Source organism: Paenibacillus sp. T2-29, assembly GCF_052921365.1.
Genome location: NZ_JBREVE010000004.1, coordinates 1 through 25,633, shown reverse-complemented (window position 1 = coordinate 25,633; position 25,633 = coordinate 1). Strand labels below are relative to the sequence as shown.

Sequence of the window (25,633 nt, the reverse complement as noted above, 5' to 3'; positions counted from 1 at the left end):
CCAAGTGAAAAAGGAGTCTGCCAACGGCAGACTCCTTTATTTTACGCATACCCGTTCTTCAGAACATGACCATTGACGTGAAGACACTCTATTGTCGTTGTGGTGCTTCATCTATTGGTTTATGCTCGCCGCCATGTTCTGGCTGGTAACCGTTCTTGTACAGCATATACCACATGATAGCAAATCCCGCGGAGCCAAGCAGGGCGAAGAAGACACCTGCATGGTACATCATTTCACCACCGAAGTTCTGGAATAGCCAACCTCCCGCAAAACCTGCTACGATACCGGATATACCACTCCAGGTCAAGGTATATACGGCCTGTCCGGATGATCGATATGCTGCAGGCGTGAACAGGACGGTCAACTGGGTGCCTACATAGAAATATCCACCGAAGGTGACGCAATGAAGTGCTTGAATGAACACGATCTGAATCGGGTCTGTAGCTAGCGCCATGAGTTCCCAACGTAAGGCAAACAGCAAACTGACGAGTGCCAAACAGCCGACCATCACGGTCATTTTTTTCTTCAAGAAGCGATCAAACATTAAAAAGACAATAATTTCAAATACCGATGACATAAAAACGGCAAAACCAAGCATCAGCTTGGACCCGCCCAGTTCGGTGATGTACAAGGACATAAAGGCGCCGTTGATTGAATTAGGAATTGATACAAGGATGCCTAACAAAATGAAGGATATAAAGTATCCGTTTAATAAAATACTGCCAAAGCCACGTAAATGAATGGTTGCCGTCTCCACGGTGCTTTTCAGTGGTGGAATTGCCAAAGTGCAGATCAATGCAGCCAGAAGAAGTATCGTAAAGATGGTGGATATACTGGATACTCCTGTGTGGTCAACAACGATGCCGGCAACTGCCGCAGTCACAGCCCAACCGAAGGAACCCCATATGCGAAATGAACCAAATTTCCGGTCTGTGCCCTCAATATAACTGAGAATCAGGGTATTGCTTTGGGCAAATAACGGACTTTGAAAAAAGTAAAAGCCAATCATCGACACATAAATCATGACATACGTGTGAACATGAAATAAAGCTTGTAGCAGTAACAGTGTACCTATAATCATAAATAGTAGAATACGTCGGAGATTTCGGCTCCGGTCGCTTGTATATCCCCAAAAAGGGTTCGCGAATACAGATACAAAAGGTCCGATGGCCATCAGACTCCCGATTTCCAGCTTGTCCATACCGATATCTTGCAAATACAACGGGAAGAAGCTGGAAAAGATGACCATAGCTCCATATAGAAAAAAGTTATATAGCTTTAGGGAATATAGGGGAGTCTCTTGAATTTCTCTCTTTTGCAAGACAAGCCATTCCTTTCTTAGCCCGATAGAGAACTACGCACCGATGTCGATCTGTGGGAATGTTCTTTATTCCAATGTATCATGTGTTGAAAGGGTTAACAAACCAATAAAATTACAATTATGTAAATTTCAATTTTGTCCAAAATTCCATATGCATATTTGTGATTGTTTTTTGAAAAAAGGAGGAGTTTTTAGTGGAAGTGACTGGTATTATCATCGCAGGAGGACGTTCCAGCCGAATGGGACAGGATAAGGCTCTGCTAGAGATTGAAGGAGCTACTATGCTTGAACGGACATATATTACATTGCAGCAGGCGACCCAACGGGTGATAGTAGTCACCCGTGACGATCAAGGATATGAACAGGACAGTATGGAAGCTGTATCTGATATCTATCCGGGTATGGGGCCCTTGAGTGGTATTCATGCAGGATTATCTGCATCTACTACGGAATGGGGAATAGTCGTGGCCTGTGATATGCCTTTTGTACAGCTGGAAGTGCTGCAAGCCTTGCTTGTTTTAACTGAGAAGTGGGCGGCATCCAAAGGAGCAGCGGAATCACCACTGCAAGCGGTAATTGCTTCTGTGGCCGGACGTATGCATCCTTTGCTGGGAGTGTATCATCGGAGCGTATTGCCATCTGCTGAGGAACGTTTGCGGAATAAACGGCTTCGTCTCACCGAATGGTTGGAAACGTTGAATGTTCGGTATGCAACCATAGCGGATATGCCGGGAGTGACTGAGAATATATGGCACAATGCCGTGTTCAACATGAATAATCCTCAGGATTACAAGTTTGTGTTAGAGCAGTTCCGGAAGGATTAGAAGCATTTAGAGAATATTAAGCAATGAATTTGGGGGAGTACATAACATGCTGGAAGCTATTATACATGCCGTTTTATTGGCATTGGGATTGATTTTGCCTTTAGGGGTACAAAATGTATTTGTGTTTAATCAGGGGGCGTCCCAGTCGCGGTTTCGCAATGCACTGCCTGCTGTCATTACAGCGGGTGTCTGTGACACCATTCTGATCACGCTTGCTGTTGGGGGTGTATCCCTTGTTTTGCAGCAATTTCTATGGCTCACGAATGTGCTTTATGCGGCGGGCTGTTTGTTCTTGCTGTATATGGCTTGGACTCTTTGGAGATCGAAGGCTGCTTCCTCGGGAGAAAGTCAGCCGATGCTGCCAAAACGCCAGATGATTTTTGCCGCCTCGGTATCGCTACTGAATCCACATGCTATACTTGACACGGTTGGTGTAATTGGAACCAGCTCCCTGCAATATAACGGCGTGGAACGTTGGGCCTTCGGTCTGGCCGCTGTGTCAGTATCGTGGATATGGTTTGTGGGTCTGGCAACGGCGGGACGCCTTGTAGGACGTATGGATTCAGAAGGAAAGTTTGGTACTGTGCTCAACAAAATATCGGCACTGATTATTTTGGGTCTGGCCATTTATATGGCGATAAATTTTATGACCAGTATGTGACCTGATCCTTGTTAGAAGAAAAACTTCAATAAAGCGAATACCCCGCTCAAAGCAAAGGGGACACCAATCAAAAACAACATAAAGGCCAGGCAGCCTGCACCATTTACGCCGCCTGCAATTCGGGCGTCCCGAGGGTTAGCCGGATTGTATAATACCTTAGTCTTGCTGCCAACCCGGTTAAGGCTGAGATTGGTACTATAAGGATTCCAGAATTCCACGACTTCACCTGAAGCTGTATAGAAGCGTACCTTTAATCGGCGGGTGTAGCTGGTATCTACCGGATCATCACGGTCAAAGGGAACGACATCGATATCTACTTCGATATGCGCGTCAACGATTTGCCCTTTGGTACGGACCCAGTGGCGTTTACGATAACGATGGCGACGGATCGTTTTGAATCCAAAATAGATGAACAACAGACCGATCAAGCTAAACAACGGCATGAGCAGATCGGAGCTAAAATGAAACCAGTACACATTGAAATCAATTGAAATGATAATCTACTCCTTTAACCAAGCGATAAACAATATATCGGATATACTTACAAATAGTTTAATTTTTCCATAGGGAATAAGGCGCAGAGGAATGGAATACAAAAAAGATCCACTTTCCCTGGGAAGTGGATCTTTTCAATAGCTCTTGGACTACTTTTTGCTCGATAGAGACATATCAAAATCAATATCCTCGATAAATTCGATAACCTCACCATTAGGGCTATGAACTAATGCATTGGTTACAACTAGAGGTGGTTCGCCAAGTGTAAGCTGATTGGGTTCCACAAAGGTTTTTGCTCCGTGGGTAAGAGCTTTTTGATATATTTCATCCACATTGTCCACGTAAAACGCAAAGTGTAATAAAGCCCCGTGAGCAACATCATGCTCAGATGCAGCTTTTTTTCCTTGGGCAGGGATGACGGCATCGTTATCAAAGATTTCGAGACAGGTTCTTTGGTCAGGGGAGATCAGCATGGAAGCTTCTTGAATCCGAAAGGACGGAAGACTCCAGTGATGTCCTCTTTTAAATCCCAATACTTCGGTATAAAATGCTATGGTTGCTTGATAATCACGGGCTTGGATAGCCACATGAGCTAATCCCTTCACACTCATTTCAGATCCTCCTTATATGTAAGTAAACCTTATTATATGAATTATTATGTGCTACATATATATTTAAAATAAGATTTTTATACGATATTAGTTATTAAATAAAAGCTAATTTGGATGAAAAGCATTACTTTTTAAATTCGATCAGGAGGTGCTTGATATGCAGCATCAGATGGACGATATAGACCACAAAATCATGAAATTGCTACAGCATGATGCCCGAATAACGATTTCCCAAATCAGTAAAGAAATTTCAATGTCACAGCCGTCCGTTAAAGAAAGAATGACCAAGCTTGAAGAACGAGGGATTATTTCTGGATATAATGCTGTATTTAATTTACGGGAACTGAATCGGGGGACAACAACGTTTATTCTGGTAAAGACAGAACATTGCCAAGAGCTGATTGATTTTTGTAAGGCGGCGAAGGAAGTTACCGATTTATTCCGCATCAGTGGGGAATTTAATTATCTCATTAAGGTACAAAGTTCGTCTGTAGAGGAAATTGCAGAGTTTCAGGATTCTCTAGTTAAGCTGGGCCCCTCGAAATCGCATATTTGTATGAAAAATATACTGGAAAACAGGGTTTTGTTGTAGGTCAGCAGAGAAACGCATATTTGGAACAAAACATTCAGTAAAGCTGTTATTCGTGACATTAAATTAGGTGAATGGTTGGATGAAAAAAGTGACGCTGAATTACACCAGCGTCACCGTAATTCCCTGCTCCAGACGCTCCACGTCCTGGAGCTCGATCTTGCCGGCCATGGCGTGCAGAGCCGCCGCTGTGCCGCAGGCCGCTCCCTGCCGCAGCATGGCAGGGAGATCCAGTCCCGCCGCCGCGCCGGTAACCAATCCCGCGACCATGGCGTCACCGCTGCCGAGTGCGCTGACAATGTCCGCGTCCGGCAGGCTCACACGGTAGCGCGCATCGCGTGTTACCGCCAGCGCCCCGCGCGCGCCGAGCGAGATGACGGCCAGCTGCGCTCCTGCTTCCAGCAGCTGCGATGCTGCCGCTTCAGCGGCATCTGGGCGCGCTGCGTCGATTCCCGCGAAGCGGGCGGCCTCGTCCTCGTTAGGCTTCACGAGGTCGGGCTTTCCGCGCAGCCCCAAGCGCAGCGCCTCGCCGCTCGCGTCCAGCGCCACCCGCGCGCCGCGCGCCTTCGCCAGCGTGCACAGCTCGGCATACAGATCGGGCGGGCAGCCGGGTGGCAGGCTGCCGGAGAGAACGACCCAAGCCGAATCCTCGGCAAGGGTCGCGATTTTGCGCCGCAGCGCGGCTAGTTCAAGCGGCCCCACGGTCGGGCCGCTCTCAATCAGCTCGGTCTGCGTGCGGGCAGCTGGGTCGAGCACGGTTATGGCTAGACGGGTTTCCCCGTGTGCCGTTTCGATGAAATCGGCGTTTACGCCTTCCGCACTCAACCCGTCAATGAGCAGCCGTCCGGTGTGTCCGGCCACAAACCCGGTCGCCCGTACAGGCTGACCTAGTGTGCGAATGACACGAGCGGCATTCACGCCCTTGCCGCCTGGTACTGTCAGACCGTTTTCTATGCGGTGGACGGCATTCAATCCAAAGCCTGCAACCGTGTAGATTTTATCTACTGCCGCGTTAAGTGTTACGGTGGTAATCACAAGGCATCACTCCTTAAGAAATCAGCTTTAAGCCCAATGCTGCGGCAAGAATCATGGCGATGAACAAAACACGCAGTACGCTTTTTTGCTCGCCATACAAGAACATGCCTGTAATCGTACTGCCCACGGTACCAATGCCTGTCCAAACGGCATAGGAAGTTCCCATAGGCAAACTATTCATGGCGTAGCTGAGCAGAGAGAAGCTAAGAATAAAGGATAAGATCATAAGTGCTAAAGCCTTCCACCCTTTGCCGACCGTAACTCCCTTCATGCCGATGACTCCAAGCACTTCCGAGCATCCCGCGATAACCAATGCAATCCAAGCCATTATGCACTACTCCCTTCCTGAGCATCACGATCGGTAACTAACTTCAAGCCGATCACACCCGCTAGCAAAAGGGCGATTAACAGTGTTTTGGACCATTGAAACGGCTCCCCGAATAGCAGCATTTCACCTACGACGGTTCCCCCTGTGCCCAATCCGGTAAATACAGCATACACCGTGCCTACAGGCAGACGCTTTGCAGCCTTCATGATTAAATAAAAGCTGGCCACCACAGCCAGCACAGTTACAGCCCAGGTGAGTACAGAATCTGCATGCTTCAAGCCTGATACCCATACGACCTCAATCAGGCCTCCAACAAAAACGTAAATCCAACTGCGATTCATGATGAATTTCTCCTCAATTCAGTATAATTTTACAATTACGACTGCTTCACCCTTCATGAGATGAAGTTAGCGTAATCCCACGCCAAAAAATAGGCCATGCAGCGTTCAGCCTTCGGTGGTAGTTGGTGCTTCCACTGTACAGTAGCTCTACCATGATTCCATCCACCAGCGTCATGTAGGCTAAAGCCACATCCGCTGGCTTCATATGTCCAAAGGGTTCCCGATCCCGTACATTTCGGAGGCGACGAGTTAATTTTCGCTCCATTTGTTCCAGAAAAGGATTCACAATATTCAGTACCTCGTTATATAAAGATACAGGTGGAAAAAAGGAAAAACGAAGCATAAACTTGGCTGAGTTGTTGCCCTCATATTCCTGTTCCATCCAGAACAAGAAATTATGCAGTGTATGCTCCAGTGACTGTTCTTTGCGTTCCGTAAAGTATTCAAAAATACGTAAATTCTGCTCTTGAAACGCGTAACTTGCCACCTGCAAAAACAAATCCTCCTTACCCTGAAAATGCGCGTATATAGATGGTTTTCGGATTCCAACCTCGGCAGCAATACTGCTCAAGGATGCTCCCTCATACCCATTGGTGGCAAATTGGAAAAGAGCGGCCTTTCGAATCTCTTCCATTCCCATTATCATCACCTACCTAACGTTCGTTAGTTTATTTTCACATGAAAAAAGGTAAGTGTCAACCCATCGACATTTCGTTATGTACTCTGATTTTTTTATTCAACATTTAAATAAAAAAGTGGGAAGAAATAAGGGGCTCATGTACAATATAATGAGGAATATCTGTTCAAATGCAGTCCATTGGAAGTGAGGTTAGTTATGAGGCGAAGCTTACTGGCCGTATTGATCGCGGCTATGGTGTTTATTATTTATTATTTTGGCTTGTTTAATTACATCGGTAAAAATGAAGGAACTGTCATAAGTATTTTCTCTACCTTGACGGTTATTTCCATAAGTCTGATTATTTTCACGGAGAATCGTAATCCTTCCACCACCATGTCATGGATTTTGCTGCTGGCGTTGTTGCCAGTCGTTGGACTTCCTCTTTATTTTTTATTTGGGCAAAATGTATTCAAGCGCCGTAAGTATGACAAAAAGGCATTGCGTGACCAACAGGCGTATGAGCGTATCGAAAAGGATGCTTTGCGGGTCAAACGAGATCTGACCTGCTTTACAGATGAGCAGCAGCAGTTAATGCGCCTGGCCCGGAGATTGGCCCGCTCCCCGATTTATTTTGCGACAGAAACCCAGATTCTGAATAATGGAGATGAAACCTTCTCCACGCTGCTCGAAGAACTGCGCAAGGCGCAGCATCATATCCATATGGAATATTACATTTTCCGCTCGGATGATATCGGTACCAGCATTCAGAAAATTTTGATTGAAAAGGCTAAAGCGGGTGTTAAGGTTCGGTTTATGTACGATGCAGTCGGTAGTATTCAGTTATCGAAGGCATTTTTGAAGGAAATGAAAGATGCAGGAGTAGAGGTTGTTGCATACGGAGGCGCTCGGATTTTGTTCTTCTCCAGTCGGGTAAACTACCGTAATCACCGTAAAATTGTAGTTATCGACGGTAATATTGGATTAATCGGTGGCCTAAATGTGGGAGATGAGTATCTCAGCCGCAACAAAGCCTACGGCTTTTGGCGTGACACGCATATGATTGTGAAGGGCGAAGCTGTGCGGACATTGCAACTTATATTTTTACAGGATTGGCTTCATATGACGGGTGAATCGGTACTGGATAGCGAATATCTGTCTCCCGATATTGAACCGATCACGGATGGCGGCGTACAGATTATTGCCAGCGGACCAGACAATGAGCGGAGAGTGCTTAAAAATCTATTCTTCTCCATGATCACATCCGCTCGAAAATCCGTCTGGATTGCCACTCCTTATTTTATCCCGGATGAAGATATCCTGACTGCTTTGCGGATGGCTGCTCTATCCGGGTTGGATGTGCGTATTCTATTTCCCGCGAAACCGGATAAATGGCTGCCTTTTCTCGCATCCCACTCGTATTTCCAATCGTTGCTGGAGGTGGGAGTCAAGGTATATGAATATGAAAAAGGATTTCTTCACTCCAAGCTTCTCATTATTGACGGGGAAGTTGCGACTATTGGGACAGCCAATATGGATATGCGCAGCTTCCATCTGAATTTTGAAGTGAACGCTCTGTTGATTCAAACACACAGTGTGCAGCAGATGGTGACCGACTATGAGCGAGATTTGCAGAATGCCAGTTTGATCGTACGCGAGGAATTCATGAAGAAACGTCTGTTCAAACGTTTGATGGAATCGCTGGCTCGGCTGCTTTCACCGCTGCTGTAATGCACAAATGAAGAGCTGTGGATGAGGTAGCAGATCCTATAGTCAAAATGTAGTAAAGCCCAAAATATCCTGGAGACGGTATACAATATCTTTCCAAAATGTTGAATGATCCTCGTAAGCCGCCAGATCCAGACTGTATTCAGCTCCCCGGTTATTCCACAGCTTATCAAAATAGGCCGCCACCTGTCGGGTCAGCTTGCTGTCCGCCGGAGCGGCCACCCACAGTTCATTCTCCAGATTTAAATCATCCAAATTACGGGGAGTCAAATTGGTAGAGCCACCCCAAATCAAATGTTCTCCTTGTGCCTTGGTAATATAAATCAGCTTCGTATGGAATTGCTCATGGGTAGTATGATACCAACGAATTTGAATGTTTCCATCCGATTTATCGGACAACTCTTGGGCAACCGGACGATTAGGGATGCCTATTTTTTCCTGCCCGAACGCGTTTTCATTGGGGTCCAGCAGCAATTGGATGTTTACGCCGCGTGCCGAGGCATCCAGCAGGCTATTCAATATTTTGCGATCAGCCAAATAAAACATGCCCATATGAATGCTGTCACCTTGCTTCGTCTGCTTAATGCCATTCAGAACGGAGGCATACACTTTGCCCTCCGTGAGATATTTGATCCGGTAGCTGTCCTTACCTGATGGGACTAGGGGCTCTGCTTGAGGTGTGTAGACAGGAAGTTGCCCTCCGCCCGAGAAGTCCAATACCGCCTGCTCTGTTTGTAAAATATCTCCGATGATCGGTCCCTTCACTTCTAGGGCAACATTGGAATGATAGGCACTTGCATCGTGAACATTACCTGTAGAAATGAGAGCAGTTTGCTCGTTGGCAACCAATTTTCGGTGATTGGCCTTGACGTTTAACAGCTTAAAATAGGAGCGAGCCGTAACGTCAGGTCCGTCACTGGCCATCAGATTGGGAATCCAGCCTGTGCCCTGCTGCCCGAACCACTGGAAAAAGGTACGCCACACCGCTGAATAGATGGGCGTGGAGTCTCGCAACGGGTCCACATCGGTCTGCACGACCTGAATTCCTACTTGCTTCATATTCTCCAACAAAGGATTGGGAGCAGAATTATAGTTGGTATTGACTTCATCTGTAATGAAAAAGATAGGCATCTCAGGATAAGCTTTCTTTTTGGCGATAAGATGATTAGTCATTTGTGCGCTAACTTCGGGGAAGTGCTGGCCTTTATGCTTATAATCGTTGAACAGAAACAGGTCAATGACGATAAATTGCTGGGCTTCATCAATGATGCCAAGCATACGATTCAAAATTTGCCCTTCATGTTGTACAGTGCTTCCAACCCCAGTAGGGTAGGTCAAATCCGTCCAAAAGTTTACCTCGTTTGTTGAATACTCCTGACTTTCATAAGAGACGAACGGAGGCAAGGGTTTATGAGTCTGATACAGCATGACGCCAATCAGCCAGAGGATAAGCAGTAGAATAGCGATTTTAAGAGCACGGCCCTTGTGCACGGTTTTTCTTTGATATTCCGGCACAGAATGCAGCGGATTTTGTTTAGTCATACGACGATCAGCTCCTTAATTAAATGCTGCATTCCATCTTATCGTGTCCGAACATGCAGATTATGAAATAGATACTGTCTAATTATTACCGCAAGTCCACAGGATTGAAGCGGAATGCTGAACAGAATGAAATGGAGAACGTTTTATTAATTAATTGAGGACATATGTCCTTTATAGGCAGGCTGACCTATACTTAAATAGATACAAAAGTCATTTACATGGGGAGAATAACGATTTATGAGAGGAATCTTGTTTGCTTTTCTGGGAGGCGCTTGTATCACGCTACAGGGGGTAGCGAATACACGGATTAGTCAGGATATCGGGACATGGCAGGCGGCTGCCGTTACTCAGCTAATAGGTTTTATCTTGGCAGCATTAGTTTGGATGTTTACAAAGGATGGCCGTGTGTCTGAAATGAAACAGGTAAAGCCGATGTATCTTTGGGGTGGTGCTTTTGCGGCTATCATTATATTTAGTGAAGTCACCGCCATTCAACATATTGGGGTTACGTTCACGATCTCGGCGCTGTTGATTGCTCAGTTATGCTTAACATTTCTGGTAGACATCAAGGGATGGTTTGGCATTGTGAAGCAAAAGATGAAGCTGCCACAATTTATAGGTATTGGTATGATGATCGCGGGTGTCATTATTCTAAAGCTCTAAAATAAAACATTATTATAGAAAAAGCTTAGAACGTAGAATTGAAGGTGAGCTGAGGAATGAGGGAAATACAGGATCAAGAGCAGCTAAAGTATTTTTTGCATCTGCATCAGTTGGAATCCATACTCTACGAGCCACTACATCCCTATTTGTCGCTGTATCGTTTGGAGCAAGGGGAAAAACTCTGTTCGCAGGGAGACGCCATTGAACATCTGTATATTCTGGTGCAGGGCAAGGTCAAAATTTTTACCAGCTCTACAGAAGGGAAGACTCTGATCCTTTGCTTCAAAACCCCGATCGAGGTCATAGGAGATGTTGAATATATTCGTAATAGTCACGTCATCAATACAGTAGAGGCAGTGTCGCCGATCTATGTGATTGGTGTCCATCACCAATGGATGAATAAGTACGGCAGAGATTATGCTCCTTTGCTGCAATTTCTATTGGATATTGTCACGCGAAAGTTTTGTCTGGACTCTGATTTCTCCAGTTTCAACCTTATGTATCCGGTGGAAGTCAGGCTGGCGAGCTACCTGCTATCGGTTTCTTTTGACGAATCCAATTCTGCCTTTCATGAGGAACTACGGGCATCCAGTCTGGTGGATGTGGCGAATTTGATCGGAACCAGTTACAGACACCTTAACCGTGTCATTCGCAAAATGATTGAAGAGGGATTGGTTGAACGGGCAAAAGGCTATATTGTCATTAAGGACAGAAAAGGTTTGAGTGAACTGGCGGGCCATAATATTTATGAATCGTTGCAATCATAGTGCTTTGAAGTAGAGCAGCACAATAAAGGGACTATCAAGGGAGAGGTAAACATGTTATTAGGGCTCATATTGGCAGTTATCGCAGGTGCTTTGGTCAGTCTGCAAACGATATTCAATAATAAGGTGAATGAGCGGACAGGTTCATGGGCCACAACGACATTGGTACTGGGAACGGGCTTCTTGGCTTCCTTGTTTGGGAGTCTTATTTTTGAAGGGAAAAATACATTTGCTTTACATCATATGCAGCTATGGTATTGGTTCAGTGGCATGATTGGTGTTGGCGTTGTGTTCTGTCTGGTGCAAGGAATGAAGCGACTGGGCCCAACCTATGCGATTTCCATCGTATTGACGGCACAATTAGGTACCGCTCTGTTGTGGGATTCGTTAGGATGGCTGGGATTAGAAAAGATTCCGTTTACCTTCAATAAGTTGATCGGTGTAATCGTCATTATTGGCGGTATTCTCGTTTTCAAATTTGGACATGGGCGGACGAAGGAACCACAAGAAAATATTACACCTATACCTGATTCGATGAAGAGCTAAAGGAGGTTGTGATGACCTTTATCCTGCTGTGATTGGGATCCCGCTTTCGCAGGGGCATTTTGTAGAAAAGCTGCATCTTAAGCAGGTGCTGCTTTTCATCCCATAGGCAAGAAAAAATGTTCACAGTCATGTATATATTTTTCCATCCATGATACAATGAAAATATCTTAAAATAGTGCTTTAAGGGCTTAGATATTTGATATATGAGACGATAAATAGATCGGTTACCGTGTTCGGGAACGGTCTTATTTGTGCTTCACGAACCTGATGGAATAAACAGAGTGACTTTGGATGAGGTGGAACATAGATGAGTAATACAGAAAATAAAAAGGGATTATCTGACGGCTCAGACAGATCCGGTTCTTTGTTACCTGCCGCACGGACAGGTGAACGGAAGATTGAGCATGTCCGCCTTTGTCTGCAAGAAGATGTGGCCGGACATGGGGTCACCACCGGACTGGAGCGCTATGCTTTTAAGCACTGCGCTTTGCCTGAGCTGCATTTTGACGAGGTGCGTCTGGATACAACTTTTATGGGACGCGCTGTACGGACACCGTTGCTCATCAGTTCTATGACTGGCGGCAGCGCGGAGACAGGAGCGATTAATGAGCGATTGGCAGAGACCGCAGAAAGACGCGGCTGGGCGTTGGGCGTCGGCTCGGTACGAGCTGCGGTGGAAAAAGAGGAATTGGCTTCAACCTTTGCGGTCCGACGTCTAGCGCCCAGCATCCCGATCCTTGCCAATCTGGGAGCAGTGCAGCTGAACTACGGATTTGGTGTGGACGATTGCCAACGTGCAGTGGAAATTGCCGGAGCGGATATGTTGGTGCTGCACTTGAACGGATTGCAGGAGATATTCCAACCGGAAGGGAATTTGGATTTTAGCGGACTGCTTGATCGCATCAAAGAGTTGTGTCGTCGTCTTTCGGTGCCTGTAGGCGTGAAGGAAGTAGGCTGGGGCATAGATGGCGAGACGGCATCGAGATTGTACGATGCAGGCGCCGCTTTTATTGATCTGGCTGGTGCGGGCGGGACAAGCTGGAGCCAGGTGGAGAAATTTCGTAATCCTGATCCTGTACGCCGTGCAGCGGCAGAGGCATTTGCGGATTGGGGCAATTCGACCGCTGATTGTATCGTGGAGGTTAGAGCAGCTCAGCCTAATGGCACTCTGATCGGTAGCGGTGGACTGAAAAACGGTGTCGATGCTGCGAAGGCACTTGCTTTGGGCGCCGACATGGCAGGCTTCGGTCGCTCTTTGCTTGGCTCGGCGGTCACCTCCAGCGAGGCGTTGGAAGCGCGATTGGAGCAAGTAGAGCTGGAATTGCGCACAGTCATGTTTGGCATTGGAGTTGCTGGGATCGGAGGTCTTAAAGACACGACCAGACTAAGAAAGAAGGCGAACGGATGAGTGGATTCATTAAGTTGGTTCCGATGAACGCAGAGCAGTATGAACGCTTTGAGCAACGCTCACTCGCGGATTATGCGGAGGAGAAAATCCAGGCAGGCACGTGGACGGTGGAAGAGGCACCGGAACGGGCAAAGGAGAGCTTTGCAACATATTTGCCGCAAAGGCTAGACACACCCCATGCTCACCTGTACATGCTTGAGTATTCAGCTAGTGCGGGTCAGGGCCGAGAGGAAGTGGGATATATCTGGTTCAATATTACAGAAGGTACGCAGGGCAAAGAGGCCTTTTTGCTGGATATTCTCGTTTACGATTCATATCAGGGGCAAGGCCTGGGTACGTTGACGATGCAGGCGTTGGAACAAGAAGCTCGGAAGCTGGGTGCGGTTCGCATCGGTCTGCATGTATTTGGGCATAATGAGCGGGCTTTACATGTATATCGCAAGTCTGGTTATCGGGTTACGGATATCCAGATGAGCAAGGAAATCTAAATAAAGAAATCTAAATAGGGATGCAGCAAAACCCTAAATTCACAGTCATATGCTTGCCGCATGTATAGGTTCTCCTATATAATGTGGGTTGGTAAACTAACAGATGGTATAACGCATATTTTATATAAACGGGAGTTGTTCTGATTATGGCTTTAAAAGCGGGGATCGTGGGTCTGCCGAACACCCCGTTAGAGATATATTAGGCGCGCCAAACAATACTCACGTCTTCACCATTGGTAACTACTATCTCAGATATTATTCCTCTGATTGCTTGTTTTGCTTTCAGGCGGTCAGGGGATGAAATATCAGGAAACATTTTTTTTGCCTTTTTAACAATTTGGGCATTTGTTTTTGATGGGTTATTTTCATCGATATCGGAGAGCATTTTCATAAGTGATTCCCGTTCTTTTTTCGCCCTTTCAGACGCTAGTTTTAGATCATGAGCAGTTATAAGGTCGTCGTTATAAGCGTCAATCTGTTTTTGCATGTTCTTTTCTAGTTTTTCCAGTCGACTTGTGATTTTCTTTTTCTCTTCATCAGCTTCACCGGATTCATTTTTAGAGGATACTACCAATTGAAGAGTGCCAGGAGCTGCGGTAGAAAGTTCCTCTATCCTTTTAAGAATAAGCGCTTCGAGATCATCTCTTTTGGCAAAATGATGGTAACATTTCGATTTTTTTAAATATCCATCACAAAGGTACTGATAATGCAGATTTTCTTTGTTTAGTTTTTTTGAAAAACTACGATTCATTTTTCCATTCATCTTGGACTTACAATGACCACAATAAACAAGCCCCGATAATAAGTAAGTGTCATTGCTAATGTGTTTGCCGATAGTTTTTCTACCCTCAAATAAGGCTTGTAACTTTTCAAACGTATCTTCGTCCAGAATCGGCTCATGATGATCTTCAATTATTATCCATTCCGAAGGATCTCTTGTTATAACCTGCCCATCTTTCCTGTATGTTTTGTTATATATAATTTTACCTATAAGAGTTTCGCGTTGGTACAATTCTCTAAAGACCTTACTATGCCACTCATTTCCTTCTTTAGTTTTTAATTTTCTTGCATTCCATGAGCCTATTATTGTTCTAGATGGTTTTCCGGCCAATAAAGCCTCAGCACCGCGTCTTACAATAAGCGCTTCTTCGATATTAATGACCATTTGACCGTCTATAACATCATAACCAAAGCAAGGGCGAGTGAGGACGCGTTTAGAATTTTTTGCGATAGATTTCATATTATCCCTAACCCGTTCAGATATACGTTCTCTTTCAAATTCTGCGACCATACCAAGCATCTGTAGTACCAATCTACCAGCGGGTGTAGAAGTATCAAAACCTTCACTCTGAGACACATACTTAAAATTATACTTGTCAAAGTATTTAACTAAACTAAGAATATCGAATAAACTTCGTGAAAGCCTATCCAATTTTGTGGTTATTATGATTCCGCCTTCATCTGATGCTTTTATGTCTTCCAGAAGTTTGGTTAACTTCGGACGATTGGTTGATTTAGCACTGTAACCTTCCTCGATGTAAAATATAGGATCATCCCACCCCATGGCTGTACAGTAAGCTTTAATCCTTTCCTGCTGTTCAATTAATGAGTTCCCTCTGTCTACCTGCTCATCTGTACTCACACGTGGATATGCATATACTAACATGGTTGTTCCTCCTTAAATGGTTTAAAATGTCCCATGTAAACTCCACAAACTATAATTTCACTTGGACGCACCTGCTTTTCTTCGTAGTTTGCATTCTCAGGTTTTAGTGTCATTAAAGGTGTCCCTTCAGTCCACTTTAGTCTTTTCAACATCCCCTCATTACAATCGTTCAAGACTACTGCAACAATTTGGCCGTTGTAATCGGCCCAATCACTTTTCTTGAAATACACAATGTCTCCGTTTTCGATGCCTGCATCTTTCATGCTATCTCCTTTAACCTCTAGAGCGAAATCAGGTTGTCTTTTGGAAGGGAACGGGTAGCAGACGTAGTCTTCAATATTAGAGTTAGCAAGAATTCCGTCCCCAGCACAAATTTTACCGACCAACGGGACTAATGAAGGGTTTCTTCTTTCAGATAATTTTGCGTATGTAGGGTCAATGTCGCTTTTCTCGACGCCAAGTACTTCGGCGATTTTTTCAATTACTCCAGGCGAGGCCAGGGTCTTCGCGTTTAAGTAATCGGACACAACGCTTGTTGATAAATCCGCTGCTTCTGCTAAGTCCTTTTGAAACCATTTTTTACTTTTTAGTATTTTCTTGAGGTTCTGTGCTATTTCAGTCATTAATTTTTCTTCGACCTCAGTATACTTACGTCTTGCCATCGTATTTTTCCCTCTCCTTTTAAAATGTTAGTCCGTATGGTCATATATCCGTTATAAACTAATTTTTTATAGTTTGCAACTAAAAAAATTCTGTTTAAACGTATTGACGATTCGATTAAATCGAATTATTATTGGTGTGTAGCCAAGAAAAAGAGGTGAAAGAAATGTATAAAGTGACTTTACGCGCGGCACGAATTAATCGTGGTTTCACTACAAGGGATGTGGGGGCGATCACTGGTAAATCTCACGCAACAATTGAGAAATACGAGAAAGATTCAACGAATATTCCACGCGACTTATCTGTTGTTCTTCTACAACTTTACAAGGTTCCAGAAGAACATATTTTTTTCGGAAAAGAATCCGTTTTTATCGGATTTACAGAAAAAAGAAAAAAGAAGAAATGTGTTTCGTGACACGGAGGGAGTGACTATGAGAATCGTCAGCGAAAAAATAATGGATCACGAAGGAAATTTTATCGGGGATGATGCTAGCAAAGTTCCGAGCATAACCAATAAATGTTTAAAACTCATTACAACCTTAAAAACAGGTCATGATTATAAAATTGTAGAGAGAGGGGAAACGGCATGACTCAATTAGTATTTATCCAGAACGGAAACACGGTAACGGACAGCTTGACGGTAGCAGAGGTATTTGGAAAAGAGCATCGGCGTGTTATGCAGGATATCCGAACATTGGAATGTAGCGAGGAGTTTAATCTGCACAATTTCGTGCAGGTTGATTATACCGACTCACGGGGCAGGACTTATCCGAAATTCATCATCACCCAAGATGGATTCTCTTTCTTAGCCATGAGCTACACGGGAAAAGAGGCTGCGCGCTTCAAAGAAATGTACATCACAGAGTTTAATCGTATGAAAGATGAAATCGCCAAGCCGCCTGTACTCACGGAACGTCAAGCAATCATACAATCTCTCAAACTCACGGCTGAGGTAGCAGAGGAAGTTGAAGTGGTGAAAGCCACTACAGCAGAACACGGCACTAAGCTGGTGGAAATTGAACAGAAGTTGGACAAGCAGATCACTTTAAACAGCGGTCAACAACGAACGCTGCAAAGAGCAATTTCCAAAAAGGTGTACGCCATTGAGCCAGATAAGGACGCACGAGGCGAGTTATTCCAACAACTTCACCGAGAAATCAAAGATCGCTGGCAAGTGACATCTTATAAGGATGTGCTTCGGAAAGAACTGGAGAACGTCCTTAACTACATTACCTACTGGCGTCCTATTAAGAAAGGAGAATGAACATGGAACTAACCAAACAGGAAAGTGAACTTATCGAATTCATCCGCACATTAGATTTTGACGACATGCTAAACGTCTTGGATGGCATTAAAGCCGTAGCAGAAGACTTGTCTACTAAATCTTATGACCAAATAGGCAAGGGTAATATTATGGCTTCAATGGGTTTCGAAAGCCAAGCAGAAAAGATGACAAAGCTTGAGGAACTGCTTGGTGAAGCAAATGAAGAATACCGCAAGAAAATCTATTCTGGATTAGAAGAAGGAGAATGAATATGAGCAAACACGATGATGCATACAGTGAAATTTTAAAATTCAAACGTAACAAAGCACATGAAATTCATAATATTCTAGCCGGGCTAAGAGTAGCAGATGCAATGGAAGTCCTGGATAGAGCCAGAACCTCCATTATGAATGAGACAAGGATATCAGTTTTTCATGAACGGAGCGAGTGAATCTCTTTCTTCTTGTAGTGCGCGCTCATAACCACTGAGAATTTTATAAAAGTTATTCATGTAATCTTCATAACAAAAGGCGTAATGACAAAGGAGTCTTTCATGAAGTTCTAAATCAGAAAGTGCACCTCTTGTCTCCTGCTCAGCTACTTTCTTTGCATACTCTAGTGCTAACTCATGACAAAGTTTCTGTCTTTCTTCATCGGTAATGTTATTTAAAAATCGCATCGATATCACCTCCTTCCTAGTTTGATAGGTGAGTCTGGACAACTACCATCATACACAGAAAGGAAAAATCTTGAAAGGATGATTATATGAAACACAAACTCGCACTCATAGAAGCTTTTGACGATTGCCTAAGACGTAATGTAAGCAAGGAACAAATACTAGGGTTTGTAGATCGGGCACGGCGGTACTGGAACGGTAACGCGGAAATGCTGGCTGTTGTAGAAGGACTGGTTGAAGGGGTGAGAGTATGAGTCCATTCTTTACTGGTTTCGTTGCTGGCAAGCGAGTAAATGGCACACTGTTGATCAAGCGTGACGGTACCTGGTTCCAGCTTAAGACTATGGCTAAATGGCAAGCAGAATCTATCAAAGGGAGTTGATAGGTATGTGGCGATGGTGGCGTAAGAAGCCTGTTATGGCTAAGAATTTAACTGGTTTGAGTGTGTTAACGGACGAGCATTTAGATTGCTTGGCTGAGTCCTACTTACAGCAAGAATTTGGCGACATTAAGCTTAAAGATCAAATACCATTTTCTGTGTACGTCGAGGTTGAGAGAAAGATTAAGTGGGAGGTTTGACATGGTGATCAGATGCGGATGCGGCAGGGAAGCCAAGTATTTGGTCTATGAACATGAAGAAACACACTGCAAAGAATGCATGCTTGAGGCAGTAGAGTGTAAAAATCAGGTCCTTGTGAGGGTGATAGACGATGCATATGGGAATAAGGATCAAGGCCAGTGATGAATTTGAAGATAGGTTTGCCTTAACTTTAGTCGGTGGTTGGGTAGTAGATGGACCACGTCCTAAATTTGCGTTCAGAAATGAGACGCAGCGCCGGGAGTATGACCGGATCAGAAAACAGATTAGGGAGGGTGATAGGAATGCAGAATCTACAAACAGCCCAGCAACACGTCCAGTCAGTTATCCGCAGATTAGAAGCAATCGAGGAAAACACGGGTACCCGTTGTAACTCACCTGAGTCTATTTTAGAAGCTCTGATGGAAATGTTCCGGTATAAGGATATCCCTAAAATGGTGGACGAGCTTAAGCAAGTAGATTTATATCTGGAAAGCAAAATGACTCCGGTTGCAGCCGAAGTCAAATCAACAACTTATTAATAACAATTTACGGAAACAATATCACATTTCTAGGAGGATGTAAATATGCGGACGAGCGAAAGTATCTCAAATATTGCAGCAGCCTTGGCTAAATTTCAAGGCGAAGTGAAGCAGCCTAAAAAAGATACAAACAATCCATTTTTCAATAAAAAGTATGTTCCTTTAGAAGGCGTGGTTTCGGTAATAACTGAGCCTCTATCTAAAAACGGGCTGTCTTATTTCCAGTCTACTGCTACGGTCGATGAAAATGTGATCGTAAAGACAATGGTTATGCATGAGAGCGGAGAGTTCATTGAATCAGATGAACTGAAATTACCTGGCTATCAAATTCAAAAAGGTGGAGGGAAGGATTTTAATCCGCAGGGCATTGGTGCAGCAATTACGTATGGGCGTAGATATAGCCTCACAGCAGCATTAGGGATAGCTTCTGAGGACGATGATGACGGGAATACGGGTTCACAGGGGCAATCAGATAAAAAACAATCTGGGAGAGAGTCGAAAACAGAAGCTGGCGCGATAACTCCATCGATTAAAGCAAAATATCAGCTCATCCATGGTGACTTGAAAGGTATTGAAGCCTTTGTAGCGCAACATCCCAAAGATGCCGATAGTGTGCTGACCAAAATTATTCAGGACAAGAACAAGGGAGGAAATTAAGTTGCTGAACCGTGTGATTTTGATAGGCCGCTTAACCAAAGATCCTGAACTCAGATATACCCCGAACGGAATTGCTACAACTAATTTCACACTGGCTGTAGATCGTCCATTTACCAGTCAAGGCGGAGAACGTGAGACGGACTTCCTGCCTATTGTGACTTGGCGGCAGCTCGCGGAAACGTGCGCCAACTATCTTAAAAAGGGTCGTCTGACCGCTGTAGAGGGTCGTGTACAGGTACGTAACTACGAGAACAGTGAAGGCAAGCGTATCTATGTAACTGAGATTGTAGCGGATAATGTGCGGTTTCTGGAGGGTAACCGGGATAGTCAACGAGACCCGAACGAGCCGGACCATCGCCGTCCTTATGACAAAGACCCGTTCCATGATGATGGAAAGCCGATTGATCCAGCGGATTTAGAGCTACCATTTTAAGGGGGATTTATGGAACTTATAGACGTAAGCAAGGAATTATATGCCGCATCCAATCGCCTTGGCAACTCGGCAGATGCCTTATTCGCTCTTGGGCGGAACAAAGCTGAAACGGAACGGGATTACCGTTCTTTGCTGGCCCAAGAAATGCTCAAGCTTAAACATGAGGGAATGTCTGTCACACTCATTCCTGATATCGCCAAAGGAAATGTGTCGGAAAAGCTGTTCGAACGGGATTTTGCCGAGGCTAAGTTTCAGGCAGGCATCAAAGCAGCGGACGCCATTAAAGTACAGGTTTCGGCGCTCCAAACTATCTTAAAATACCACTCGGATATAGGAGGTTAATACGTGATACAGTACGGATTTCATCCAACTCCTAAACCAGCAAAATCCAAACGTGTGAAACTCACACAGAAGCAGAAAGGTGATATAAGCCAGCAGGTAGATAAGCAGCTTAAAGCGCGGTCACACGGCTTGTGTGAGCTTTGTGACAACGCACTGGCTACTGAACGAGCTCACTTAATCGGACGTAAGCACATTAACCATAAAACGAGAGTAACGGACTTATTACATTTATGTACGGCATGCCACGACTGGCTTGATGAAACCCCGGAAGGGATACGGGCTAGAAGGGCGATGGCAACGCTGGTTAAATCAGCAAAAGAATAGCGGGTGGTGAAATGAAAGAGGCATATTACTTCTCTCATGATAGTAACGCCCGTCACGATCCTAAGATTACCGCCATGCGCGGTGTCTATGGATCGGAAGGGTACGGGTGGTACTGGATTCTAGTAGAAATGATGAGGGAATCTAACGGATACAAATTAGATATGCGATCGAAATACGCTTACTATGCGTTCGCATCACAAATGCAATGCGATTCTGATACGGCGCATAAATTCATACAAGATTGCATTACTGAATTTGACCTTTTTGCAGCAGATGCAACGCACTTTTGGAGTGCTTCATTGCTTCGAAGAATGCAGGAACGGGAACGAAAATCGGAAAAAGCCAGAAAATCAGCAGAAGCACGATGGGGCAAAAAAACCGCGCCAGATAAGGGTTTTTCCGAATCAACTGAAAATGATGAATGCGATTTGGATGCGAACGCATATGCGGACGAATCAAAAAACGATGCTTTAAAGGAAAGTAAAGGAAAGGAAAGTAAAAGAAATAAAAATAAATTAAAAGATAGCCCACCCAAGATTAAATTTGCAGAGTTTGTTTCTCTTACTCAAGTTGAATATGACAAACTCATTTCCACTCATAGTGAAGAACGGACAAAGCGGATGATAGAAATCTTGGACAACTACAAAGGGGCAAACAATAAAAAATACGCTAGCGATTATCGAGCTATTTTAAACTGGGTTGTCGAAAGAGTAGAAGAGGAGGAGCAGAAGGGTGGATATAGACAAGCTAAACCTTTCAGCGGAGGACAAGCAGCTTCTTCAAAACATGATGCAAACAGTCAAGCACAAGCCGGCCAGGACAGTTGGTCGTTCACCGATAGCGGAAGCAATCAACAAGATCGGATCGGAGCGGAAGGAGATTCCCAAGGACCCGCGGGCGCCGGTTCGAAGTACGACATGTTTGTTCGCAGATAGCGAGTTTGAGGGTGTGTACTGCTGCTTGAAGTGCCGTCAGCAGATAAAACGGACGTATTTCCCACCTAAGAAACAATGGGGCCTTAATAGGGCATGTAAATGCGTACAGGAAGAAAGTGAAAAGGCCCAGCTTGAAAGTGATCGAAGACATCGTAGAGGTCTAATGGAACGTGTATTTGCGAGAAGCATCATGAACGAGGAACTTAAACGGGCGTCCTTTGAAAGTTTCCAGCCACGTACAGGCACAGAACAGGTGCATAGAGCGGCGTTAGACTTTATAGATACCTACGAGACCAGAGAGACGGGATTGTTGTTCTATGGGGACCCTGGGAACGGAAAAAGCCATTTGATGGCGGCTATACACCACGAGCTGAATCGGCAAGGTTATGTTTGCTTGTTTTTGGACGTACCTCAGCTCATGAAACTAGCAAAAACAGCTACTAGATTCGATTCAAAAATAAACTTAACTGACGTAATCAATGGTGCTGTATCGTGCGATTTGTTGACGTTGGATGAATTAGGAGCTGGGGATTTGCTGGCGGATGAATATAAGGACGTACTGTTTCCTATTCTTAACGGCAGACAAGGGAAAAAGACTAATATTACATCCAATCTTGACTTAGACGAATTGGAGCAATGGCTCTTTAAAGATAAGTGGGGGAACGTCATTGATAAAAAAGGCCGACTATTTGACCGCATCTTGAAAAGTTTGGATATCTATCACAATAGCGGAACATCAAAACGGCGTGAAGACGCTATGAAACGTATACAGCAAGGCTGATTTAGCCGTATTAACCCAAGGAGAGGGGATAGAGGAATGAAAGTATGGCACTCGTCTTCAAGCGAAAGCAAACCATGTCTTGTGTGTGGCAAAAAGACCGCTCATTACAAAATCTATGAGCAATCAAATATTTGTGTACGGGTACCGCTTTGTGACAGTATGGATCGTCCTAATTGTTATTCGGAGTTTGATATCAAAAAGATGACGGCAAGGTTTCTGACGGAAGTAAAGAAATCAGTTATCAAGGGGGCCTAAACCATGTATAAGATCAAAGTCCACTTGAAAAACGGAAAAGAAATTGAATTCATCGCCAGAGACTTCAATTTTAAATGGTCCAGTGAAGCCGGTCGTTTTGTAGGGTTTCAACGCGAAGGAGTAGTATCGCACAGCGATATTGGAATTGTTTTATCAGAAATTGTTGCATATGAGGCATGGGAAATGGCTGGGGATGATGTTGCGAACGCACAAGAGGAAGGGGCGAAGAAGGTTGGATAAGAAGATACAAGAGATACGAGAAGCAAACGCAGTCCGAAAAATCACAATACCAGCTCACCCAGAATATCGAGTGGATGCTATACGAGCGCATGCCGATATATCCTACCTCTTACAACAGATAGAGATTAAGGATAAGGCACTGAAATGGTATGCCGCAATTGAAAATTACGAGATCGGCAATTTTACGGTTGATCAAAACGGAGAGCTAGATGAATGGGAATCAAGAGTCCAACAGGATGCAGGTGAAAAGGCACGTACAGCACTAAAAGGAGAGGATACCCCATGAATCCAATAGACGACTATGACCTCATGGATTGCGATTACAGCTAGTTTATACGCAGGGGTAGGTAAATGTATGGGATACAAGATAAGGAGGCTGAGAGTGAAACGTGAGCACTCTGGTGGTGGATAAAAGCAATTGGACAGGAGACAGACGCAAGCCATTCCCGTTTTATAACCCGAGTCTTGGCAATATCGACACATTTGTTAGCGAAAATATGAACTTGGTCCGCAAAGTTGCATACAGTTGCATGAGTAAAACCAATTTGGTAGTGGATGTAGAGGATTTAATTCAAGAGGGTGTAATCGGCTTGATGCGTGCCTATCAATTATACGACCCGGCAAAAGGAGCAATGTCGACAATCGCAACCTTTCACATCCGAGCGAAAATCCTAGCTTATATCAGGGACGATTTGCCACTTATTCGCAAACCAGCTTGGGTGTACGAAGTGATGGGGAGCATTTTAACACGCGGATTGCAGGATAAACCACCAAAAGAGATAGCAAAAGCTTTGAATCGCCCTGTTGAAACTATAGAAATGATCTTAGAAACCTACGCATGGAAAATGATATATAGCGATGGACTTTCGGAGTTTGACAGAGGGATTGATTTTGACGATATGTCGATCGTATTTCAAGACTTCGCGGCGGCGTTAACCCCCTTGGAAAAAGAAGTGTTACTGCTCAAAATAGCCGGTATGACACATCGGAAAATGGCTAAAAAAACAGGGTATTCGCCAGCTTATATGGGACAAATATCAAAAAAAATAGAAGAAAAGGCACTGCTTTATTGTAGTGAAGAGGGAGCGAGTGAAATATGACCAGATACGTAGGAATTGACCCGAGCACCAAAACAGGAATAGTCGTACTAGATGAAAACGGAAATGTAGAAGAGCAGTTAGAGATTGTCTTGGAAAATGGGATACTTTCAAGTGCAGAACAATTACAAGAATACGGTAGAGAAATAGCGAATTACGCCAATACGCCTGATGTGGTTTGCATAGAAGGCTTCTCGTTCGGTTCAAAAGGTAAGGCGGTCAGTACCCAATATGGAATCGGATTTGCTATTCGCTTTGCTTTAAGAGACATGGGAATTAAGTTTATAGTACCAACGCCTGGTCAAGTAAAAAAAGTTTGCCACAGGGAGCGGTAGTTCATCTAAAGACAATATGGTTTTACCTATTTTTAAAAAGTGGGGCTTTGAACATGATTCAGATAACGTCCGAGACGCGTTTGTTTTGGCTCAGATAGCCCGTTCTATTCGATTAGGTGGCGGAGATACCAAATACCAACAAGAGGTCATACAAACGATTCTAGCGCCTCCTGTTAAGAAAAAGAAAAAAGCATAATAGGTGCTTTGATACAGCGCGGACTCTTTTATTTAATTCTCATAACAACGAATAGAGGAGATTAAATATGAAACAAATACCATGTACCCCTGCTTATTGGATGGATGAAGACGGGACGGTATACGGAGTAGGTAAAGGCGTAAAAGGGGAGAAAATCCCGCTGAAGCAACGGAACGGTACAGTGAATCTCAATATCGGCGGTAAAACAAAGGCTTACAAAGTGCGGGAGCTATACTTTAGGACTTTCAAAACATTCATGCCGGAGGGATAAGCATGATTTCTATAACTCCAGAACAATTTGATACAGCCAAGAAAAACGGGGTCAGTAAAGCACTTGTGCGCTCCAGAATCCAAAAATGCAGATGGAGCATTGAAAAGGCAATTAATACGCCACCCAAAAACGAAAGTGTCTATGATCAACACAAAAAATGGATACGAATCGCTGAACGAAACGGCATTAAGAAAGAGTATTTTGTCCAGCGGGTAGAGCAATACGGATGGAGCAAAAAAGACGCATCCACGTTGCCAATAGGGACGGTAAGGAAGAAAAAAGCATAGCCCCCAAGGGCAGAGAGGACAAACACATGGATAAAGCAATTTTAAACCAAGCGCAGGCGGAGGCAATTGATTCAATTCAAGCTGCATACCATTGGACAGCAGAGGCGTTTGTCAGCAGCCATGCAGAAAACCCGC

At 44.4% G+C, this 25,633-nt stretch carries 41 protein-coding genes; 30 read left to right on the top strand and 11 right to left on the bottom strand.

Annotated features, from left to right (window positions below; all coding sequences use genetic code 11):
- Window positions 1-88: 88 nt before the first annotated feature.
- Complete coding sequence (locus ACU1JV_RS12860; RefSeq protein ID WP_137079407.1) at window positions 89-1,321, bottom strand: MFS transporter; 1,233 nt, start codon at window positions 1,319-1,321, stop codon at window positions 89-91.
- Window positions 1,322-1,515: 194 nt separating this feature from the next.
- Between ACU1JV_RS12860 and mobA the strand changes: the two genes are divergently transcribed.
- Both mobA and ACU1JV_RS12850 read left to right on the top strand, forming a co-directional pair.
- Window positions 1,516-2,145 (top strand): molybdenum cofactor guanylyltransferase, encoded by a 630-nt coding sequence (gene mobA, locus ACU1JV_RS12855; RefSeq protein WP_013373471.1) that lies wholly within the window; start codon window positions 1,516-1,518, stop codon window positions 2,143-2,145.
- 46 nt (window positions 2,146-2,191) lie between these two features.
- Window positions 2,192-2,806: a LysE/ArgO family amino acid transporter gene (locus tag ACU1JV_RS12850; RefSeq protein WP_013373470.1), complete on the top strand. Its 615-nt coding sequence runs from the start codon at window positions 2,192-2,194 to the stop codon at window positions 2,804-2,806.
- Between the two features lie 11 nt (window positions 2,807-2,817).
- Here ACU1JV_RS12850 and ACU1JV_RS12845 read toward each other — a convergent pair whose 3' ends face one another.
- Together ACU1JV_RS12845 and ACU1JV_RS12840 are read right to left on the bottom strand one after the other, a co-directional pair.
- Window positions 2,818-3,282: a DUF3592 domain-containing protein gene (locus tag ACU1JV_RS12845; RefSeq protein ID WP_013373469.1), complete on the bottom strand. Its 465-nt coding sequence runs from the start codon at window positions 3,280-3,282 to the stop codon at window positions 2,818-2,820.
- Between the two features lie 168 nt (window positions 3,283-3,450).
- On the bottom strand, window positions 3,451-3,912 hold the full coding sequence (locus tag ACU1JV_RS12840) for a VOC family protein (protein ID WP_413987120.1): 462 nt from the start codon (window positions 3,910-3,912) through the stop codon (window positions 3,451-3,453).
- Window positions 3,913-4,069: 157 nt separating this feature from the next.
- Between ACU1JV_RS12840 and ACU1JV_RS12835 the strand changes: the two genes are divergently transcribed.
- Window positions 4,070-4,504: an Lrp/AsnC family transcriptional regulator gene (locus tag ACU1JV_RS12835; RefSeq protein ID WP_013373467.1), complete on the top strand. Its 435-nt coding sequence runs from the start codon at window positions 4,070-4,072 to the stop codon at window positions 4,502-4,504.
- 99 nt (window positions 4,505-4,603) lie between these two features.
- On the opposite strand, the gene ACU1JV_RS12830 is transcribed toward ACU1JV_RS12835, so the two are convergent.
- Genes ACU1JV_RS12830 through ACU1JV_RS12815 form a run of 4 tightly spaced genes read right to left on the bottom strand, consistent with a single transcriptional unit; the run spans window position 4,604 to window position 6,845 of the window.
- The gene (locus ACU1JV_RS12830) at window positions 4,604-5,536 is read right to left on the bottom strand and encodes a 1-phosphofructokinase family hexose kinase (RefSeq protein ID WP_064961660.1); all 933 of its coding nucleotides are present in this window, start codon (window positions 5,534-5,536) and stop codon (window positions 4,604-4,606) included.
- Window positions 5,537-5,549: 13 nt separating this feature from the next.
- Complete coding sequence (locus tag ACU1JV_RS12825) at window positions 5,550-5,864, bottom strand: DMT family transporter (protein ID WP_013373465.1); 315 nt, start codon at window positions 5,862-5,864, stop codon at window positions 5,550-5,552.
- The gene (locus ACU1JV_RS12820; RefSeq protein WP_013373464.1) at window positions 5,864-6,205 is read right to left on the bottom strand and encodes a DMT family transporter; all 342 of its coding nucleotides are present in this window, start codon (window positions 6,203-6,205) and stop codon (window positions 5,864-5,866) included. The genes ACU1JV_RS12825 and ACU1JV_RS12820 overlap by 1 nt, the downstream gene beginning before the upstream one ends.
- A gap of 46 nt (window positions 6,206-6,251) precedes the next feature.
- Window positions 6,252-6,845 (bottom strand): TetR/AcrR family transcriptional regulator, encoded by a 594-nt coding sequence (locus tag ACU1JV_RS12815; protein ID WP_058830232.1) that lies wholly within the window; start codon window positions 6,843-6,845, stop codon window positions 6,252-6,254.
- 195 nt (window positions 6,846-7,040) lie between these two features.
- Between ACU1JV_RS12815 and cls the strand changes: the two genes are divergently transcribed.
- Window positions 7,041-8,552 carry a cardiolipin synthase gene (gene cls, locus ACU1JV_RS12810; protein WP_013373462.1) on the top strand — a complete coding sequence of 504 codons (1,512 nt, stop codon included), beginning with the start codon at window positions 7,041-7,043 and terminating at the stop codon, window positions 8,550-8,552.
- A 42-nt stretch (window positions 8,553-8,594) separates the two neighbouring features.
- On the opposite strand, the gene ACU1JV_RS12805 is transcribed toward cls, so the two are convergent.
- Complete coding sequence (locus tag ACU1JV_RS12805) at window positions 8,595-10,091, bottom strand: phospholipase D family protein (RefSeq protein ID WP_413987119.1); 1,497 nt, start codon at window positions 10,089-10,091, stop codon at window positions 8,595-8,597.
- A 237-nt stretch (window positions 10,092-10,328) separates the two neighbouring features.
- On the opposite strand from ACU1JV_RS12805, the gene ACU1JV_RS12800 reads away from it, so the two are divergent.
- The 5 genes from ACU1JV_RS12800 (at window position 10,329) to ACU1JV_RS12780 (ending at window position 13,960) form a co-directional block, all read left to right on the top strand.
- Complete coding sequence (locus tag ACU1JV_RS12800) at window positions 10,329-10,754, top strand: DMT family transporter (protein ID WP_013373460.1); 426 nt, start codon at window positions 10,329-10,331, stop codon at window positions 10,752-10,754.
- A gap of 56 nt (window positions 10,755-10,810) precedes the next feature.
- Window positions 10,811-11,521, top strand: a complete 711-nt coding sequence (locus tag ACU1JV_RS12795; protein WP_129550125.1) for a Crp/Fnr family transcriptional regulator — start codon at window positions 10,811-10,813, stop codon at window positions 11,519-11,521.
- 51 nt (window positions 11,522-11,572) lie between these two features.
- Window positions 11,573-12,064 (top strand): DMT family transporter, encoded by a 492-nt coding sequence (locus ACU1JV_RS12790; RefSeq protein WP_103042606.1) that lies wholly within the window; start codon window positions 11,573-11,575, stop codon window positions 12,062-12,064.
- Window positions 12,065-12,371: 307 nt separating this feature from the next.
- On the top strand, window positions 12,372-13,472 hold the full coding sequence (fni, locus tag ACU1JV_RS12785) for a type 2 isopentenyl-diphosphate Delta-isomerase (protein WP_413987118.1): 1,101 nt from the start codon (window positions 12,372-12,374) through the stop codon (window positions 13,470-13,472).
- Entirely contained in the window at window positions 13,469-13,960 is a 492-nt protein-coding gene (locus ACU1JV_RS12780; protein ID WP_025675607.1) for a GNAT family N-acetyltransferase, read from the top strand. Before fni ends, ACU1JV_RS12780 begins: the two co-directional genes overlap by 4 nt.
- A gap of 199 nt (window positions 13,961-14,159) precedes the next feature.
- On the opposite strand, the gene ACU1JV_RS12775 is transcribed toward ACU1JV_RS12780, so the two are convergent.
- Window positions 14,160-15,626, bottom strand: coding sequence for a recombinase family protein (locus ACU1JV_RS12775; RefSeq protein WP_446724571.1), 1,467 nt, complete (start codon window positions 15,624-15,626; stop codon window positions 14,160-14,162).
- A complete protein-coding gene (locus ACU1JV_RS12770; protein WP_446724570.1) occupies window positions 15,620-16,288 on the bottom strand; it encodes a LexA family protein in 669 nt (222 codons plus the stop codon). The genes ACU1JV_RS12775 and ACU1JV_RS12770 overlap by 7 nt, the downstream gene beginning before the upstream one ends.
- A 164-nt stretch (window positions 16,289-16,452) precedes the next feature.
- Between ACU1JV_RS12770 and ACU1JV_RS12765 the strand changes: the two genes are divergently transcribed.
- Genes ACU1JV_RS12765 through ACU1JV_RS12745 form a run of 5 tightly spaced genes read left to right on the top strand, consistent with a single transcriptional unit; the run spans window position 16,453 to window position 18,001 of the window.
- Window positions 16,453-16,701, top strand: coding sequence for a helix-turn-helix domain-containing protein (locus ACU1JV_RS12765; RefSeq protein WP_446724569.1), 249 nt, complete (start codon window positions 16,453-16,455; stop codon window positions 16,699-16,701).
- Between the two features lie 16 nt (window positions 16,702-16,717).
- On the top strand, window positions 16,718-16,876 hold the full coding sequence (locus tag ACU1JV_RS12760; protein ID WP_446724568.1) for a hypothetical protein: 159 nt from the start codon (window positions 16,718-16,720) through the stop codon (window positions 16,874-16,876).
- Window positions 16,873-17,550 (top strand): Rha family transcriptional regulator, encoded by a 678-nt coding sequence (locus ACU1JV_RS12755; RefSeq protein ID WP_446724567.1) that lies wholly within the window; start codon window positions 16,873-16,875, stop codon window positions 17,548-17,550. Before ACU1JV_RS12760 ends, ACU1JV_RS12755 begins: the two co-directional genes overlap by 4 nt.
- Window positions 17,551-17,552: 2 nt before the next feature.
- Entirely contained in the window at window positions 17,553-17,819 is a 267-nt protein-coding gene (locus ACU1JV_RS12750) for a hypothetical protein (protein WP_446724566.1), read from the top strand.
- A 2-nt stretch (window positions 17,820-17,821) separates the two neighbouring features.
- Window positions 17,822-18,001, top strand: coding sequence for a hypothetical protein (locus tag ACU1JV_RS12745; RefSeq protein ID WP_446724565.1), 180 nt, complete (start codon window positions 17,822-17,824; stop codon window positions 17,999-18,001).
- Here the strand turns inward: ACU1JV_RS12745 and ACU1JV_RS12740 are convergent.
- Window positions 17,975-18,229, bottom strand: coding sequence for a hypothetical protein (locus ACU1JV_RS12740; protein WP_446724564.1), 255 nt, complete (start codon window positions 18,227-18,229; stop codon window positions 17,975-17,977). The genes ACU1JV_RS12745 and ACU1JV_RS12740 overlap by 27 nt on opposite strands.
- Window positions 18,230-18,315: 86 nt before the next feature.
- On the opposite strand from ACU1JV_RS12740, the gene ACU1JV_RS12735 reads away from it, so the two are divergent.
- The 16 genes from ACU1JV_RS12735 to ACU1JV_RS12660 all read left to right on the top strand — a co-directional run bounded on the left by ACU1JV_RS12735 (window position 18,316) and on the right by ACU1JV_RS12660 (window position 25,498).
- Window positions 18,316-18,480: a hypothetical protein gene (locus ACU1JV_RS12735; protein ID WP_446724563.1), complete on the top strand. Its 165-nt coding sequence runs from the start codon at window positions 18,316-18,318 to the stop codon at window positions 18,478-18,480.
- A gap of 133 nt (window positions 18,481-18,613) precedes the next feature.
- Window positions 18,614-18,805, top strand: a complete 192-nt coding sequence (locus ACU1JV_RS12730) for a hypothetical protein (protein ID WP_446724562.1) — start codon at window positions 18,614-18,616, stop codon at window positions 18,803-18,805.
- A gap of 1 nt (window position 18,806) precedes the next feature.
- Window positions 18,807-18,968, top strand: coding sequence for a hypothetical protein (locus ACU1JV_RS12725; protein WP_446724561.1), 162 nt, complete (start codon window positions 18,807-18,809; stop codon window positions 18,966-18,968).
- A gap of 140 nt (window positions 18,969-19,108) precedes the next feature.
- Complete coding sequence (locus ACU1JV_RS12720; protein WP_446724560.1) at window positions 19,109-19,345, top strand: hypothetical protein; 237 nt, start codon at window positions 19,109-19,111, stop codon at window positions 19,343-19,345.
- Window positions 19,346-19,390: 45 nt separating this feature from the next.
- The gene (locus ACU1JV_RS12715) at window positions 19,391-20,002 is read left to right on the top strand and encodes an ERF family protein (protein WP_446724559.1); all 612 of its coding nucleotides are present in this window, start codon (window positions 19,391-19,393) and stop codon (window positions 20,000-20,002) included.
- A 1-nt stretch (window position 20,003) separates the two neighbouring features.
- Window positions 20,004-20,435 carry a single-stranded DNA-binding protein gene (gene ssb / locus ACU1JV_RS12710; RefSeq protein WP_446724558.1) on the top strand — a complete coding sequence of 144 codons (432 nt, stop codon included), beginning with the start codon at window positions 20,004-20,006 and terminating at the stop codon, window positions 20,433-20,435.
- Window positions 20,436-20,444: 9 nt separating this feature from the next.
- Window positions 20,445-20,777 carry a hypothetical protein gene (locus ACU1JV_RS12705; protein WP_277511441.1) on the top strand — a complete coding sequence of 111 codons (333 nt, stop codon included), beginning with the start codon at window positions 20,445-20,447 and terminating at the stop codon, window positions 20,775-20,777.
- Window positions 20,778-20,780: 3 nt separating this feature from the next.
- Window positions 20,781-21,101 carry a hypothetical protein gene (locus tag ACU1JV_RS12700; RefSeq protein ID WP_446724557.1) on the top strand — a complete coding sequence of 107 codons (321 nt, stop codon included), beginning with the start codon at window positions 20,781-20,783 and terminating at the stop codon, window positions 21,099-21,101.
- A gap of 11 nt (window positions 21,102-21,112) precedes the next feature.
- Window positions 21,113-22,036, top strand: coding sequence for a DUF4373 domain-containing protein (locus ACU1JV_RS12695; protein WP_446724556.1), 924 nt, complete (start codon window positions 21,113-21,115; stop codon window positions 22,034-22,036).
- Between the two features lie 190 nt (window positions 22,037-22,226).
- Complete coding sequence (locus tag ACU1JV_RS12690) at window positions 22,227-22,817, top strand: ATP-binding protein (protein WP_446724555.1); 591 nt, start codon at window positions 22,227-22,229, stop codon at window positions 22,815-22,817.
- A gap of 258 nt (window positions 22,818-23,075) precedes the next feature.
- Window positions 23,076-23,312 carry a hypothetical protein gene (locus ACU1JV_RS12685; RefSeq protein WP_446724554.1) on the top strand — a complete coding sequence of 79 codons (237 nt, stop codon included), beginning with the start codon at window positions 23,076-23,078 and terminating at the stop codon, window positions 23,310-23,312.
- A complete protein-coding gene (locus tag ACU1JV_RS12680) occupies window positions 23,305-23,598 on the top strand; it encodes a hypothetical protein (RefSeq protein WP_446724553.1) in 294 nt (97 codons plus the stop codon). Before ACU1JV_RS12685 ends, ACU1JV_RS12680 begins: the two co-directional genes overlap by 8 nt.
- Before the next feature lie 103 nt (window positions 23,599-23,701).
- Window positions 23,702-24,412: a sigma factor gene (locus ACU1JV_RS12675; RefSeq protein WP_446724552.1), complete on the top strand. Its 711-nt coding sequence runs from the start codon at window positions 23,702-23,704 to the stop codon at window positions 24,410-24,412.
- Window positions 24,409-24,744 (top strand): hypothetical protein, encoded by a 336-nt coding sequence (locus tag ACU1JV_RS12670; RefSeq protein WP_446724551.1) that lies wholly within the window; start codon window positions 24,409-24,411, stop codon window positions 24,742-24,744. The genes ACU1JV_RS12675 and ACU1JV_RS12670 overlap by 4 nt, the downstream gene beginning before the upstream one ends.
- A gap of 263 nt (window positions 24,745-25,007) precedes the next feature.
- Window positions 25,008-25,211, top strand: a complete 204-nt coding sequence (locus ACU1JV_RS12665; protein WP_446724550.1) for a hypothetical protein — start codon at window positions 25,008-25,010, stop codon at window positions 25,209-25,211.
- Between the two features lie 2 nt (window positions 25,212-25,213).
- The gene (locus ACU1JV_RS12660; RefSeq protein ID WP_446724549.1) at window positions 25,214-25,498 is read left to right on the top strand and encodes a hypothetical protein; all 285 of its coding nucleotides are present in this window, start codon (window positions 25,214-25,216) and stop codon (window positions 25,496-25,498) included.
- Window positions 25,499-25,633: the final 135 nt, after the last annotated feature.

Coding starts and splice junctions, on each gene's coding strand:
- ACU1JV_RS12715 (WP_446724559.1), top strand. CDS start 19,391: ATGCGGACGAGCGAAAGTATCTCAAATATTGCAGCAGCCTTGGCTAAA.
- ACU1JV_RS12835 (WP_013373467.1), top strand. CDS start 4,070: ATGCAGCATCAGATGGACGATATAGACCACAAAATCATGAAATTGCTA.
- ACU1JV_RS12840 (WP_413987120.1), bottom strand. CDS start 3,912: ATGAGTGTGAAGGGATTAGCTCATGTGGCTATCCAAGCCCGTGATTAT.
- ACU1JV_RS12790 (WP_103042606.1), top strand. CDS start 11,573: ATGTTATTAGGGCTCATATTGGCAGTTATCGCAGGTGCTTTGGTCAGT.
- ACU1JV_RS12795 (WP_129550125.1), top strand. CDS start 10,811: ATGAGGGAAATACAGGATCAAGAGCAGCTAAAGTATTTTTTGCATCTG.
- ACU1JV_RS12825 (WP_013373465.1), bottom strand. CDS start 5,864: ATGGCTTGGATTGCATTGGTTATCGCGGGATGCTCGGAAGTGCTTGGA.
- ACU1JV_RS12750 (WP_446724566.1), top strand. CDS start 17,553: ATGGAACTAACCAAACAGGAAAGTGAACTTATCGAATTCATCCGCACA.
- ACU1JV_RS12735 (WP_446724563.1), top strand. CDS start 18,316: ATGAAACACAAACTCGCACTCATAGAAGCTTTTGACGATTGCCTAAGA.
- ACU1JV_RS12770 (WP_446724570.1), bottom strand. CDS start 16,288: ATGGCAAGACGTAAGTATACTGAGGTCGAAGAAAAATTAATGACTGAA.
- fni (WP_413987118.1), top strand. CDS start 12,372: ATGAGTAATACAGAAAATAAAAAGGGATTATCTGACGGCTCAGACAGA.
- ACU1JV_RS12780 (WP_025675607.1), top strand. CDS start 13,469: ATGAGTGGATTCATTAAGTTGGTTCCGATGAACGCAGAGCAGTATGAA.
- ACU1JV_RS12815 (WP_058830232.1), bottom strand. CDS start 6,845: ATGGGAATGGAAGAGATTCGAAAGGCCGCTCTTTTCCAATTTGCCACC.
- ACU1JV_RS12760 (WP_446724568.1), top strand. CDS start 16,718: ATGAGAATCGTCAGCGAAAAAATAATGGATCACGAAGGAAATTTTATC.
- ACU1JV_RS12775 (WP_446724571.1), bottom strand. CDS start 15,626: ATGTTAGTATATGCATATCCACGTGTGAGTACAGATGAGCAGGTAGAC.
- ACU1JV_RS12730 (WP_446724562.1), top strand. CDS start 18,614: ATGTGGCGATGGTGGCGTAAGAAGCCTGTTATGGCTAAGAATTTAACT.
- ACU1JV_RS12755 (WP_446724567.1), top strand. CDS start 16,873: ATGACTCAATTAGTATTTATCCAGAACGGAAACACGGTAACGGACAGC.
- ACU1JV_RS12740 (WP_446724564.1), bottom strand. CDS start 18,229: ATGCGATTTTTAAATAACATTACCGATGAAGAAAGACAGAAACTTTGT.
- ACU1JV_RS12695 (WP_446724556.1), top strand. CDS start 21,113: ATGAAAGAGGCATATTACTTCTCTCATGATAGTAACGCCCGTCACGAT.
- ACU1JV_RS12690 (WP_446724555.1), top strand. CDS start 22,227: ATGAACGAGGAACTTAAACGGGCGTCCTTTGAAAGTTTCCAGCCACGT.
- ACU1JV_RS12685 (WP_446724554.1), top strand. CDS start 23,076: ATGTATAAGATCAAAGTCCACTTGAAAAACGGAAAAGAAATTGAATTC.
- ACU1JV_RS12820 (WP_013373464.1), bottom strand. CDS start 6,205: ATGAATCGCAGTTGGATTTACGTTTTTGTTGGAGGCCTGATTGAGGTC.
- ACU1JV_RS12660 (WP_446724549.1), top strand. CDS start 25,214: ATGATTTCTATAACTCCAGAACAATTTGATACAGCCAAGAAAAACGGG.
- ACU1JV_RS12665 (WP_446724550.1), top strand. CDS start 25,008: ATGAAACAAATACCATGTACCCCTGCTTATTGGATGGATGAAGACGGG.
- ACU1JV_RS12705 (WP_277511441.1), top strand. CDS start 20,445: ATGGAACTTATAGACGTAAGCAAGGAATTATATGCCGCATCCAATCGC.
- cls (WP_013373462.1), top strand. CDS start 7,041: ATGAGGCGAAGCTTACTGGCCGTATTGATCGCGGCTATGGTGTTTATT.
- ACU1JV_RS12725 (WP_446724561.1), top strand. CDS start 18,807: ATGGTGATCAGATGCGGATGCGGCAGGGAAGCCAAGTATTTGGTCTAT.
- ACU1JV_RS12765 (WP_446724569.1), top strand. CDS start 16,453: ATGTATAAAGTGACTTTACGCGCGGCACGAATTAATCGTGGTTTCACT.
- ACU1JV_RS12805 (WP_413987119.1), bottom strand. CDS start 10,091: ATGACTAAACAAAATCCGCTGCATTCTGTGCCGGAATATCAAAGAAAA.
- ACU1JV_RS12720 (WP_446724560.1), top strand. CDS start 19,109: ATGCAGAATCTACAAACAGCCCAGCAACACGTCCAGTCAGTTATCCGC.
- ACU1JV_RS12850 (WP_013373470.1), top strand. CDS start 2,192: ATGCTGGAAGCTATTATACATGCCGTTTTATTGGCATTGGGATTGATT.
- ACU1JV_RS12670 (WP_446724551.1), top strand. CDS start 24,409: ATGACCAGATACGTAGGAATTGACCCGAGCACCAAAACAGGAATAGTC.
- ACU1JV_RS12745 (WP_446724565.1), top strand. CDS start 17,822: ATGAGCAAACACGATGATGCATACAGTGAAATTTTAAAATTCAAACGT.
- ACU1JV_RS12800 (WP_013373460.1), top strand. CDS start 10,329: ATGAGAGGAATCTTGTTTGCTTTTCTGGGAGGCGCTTGTATCACGCTA.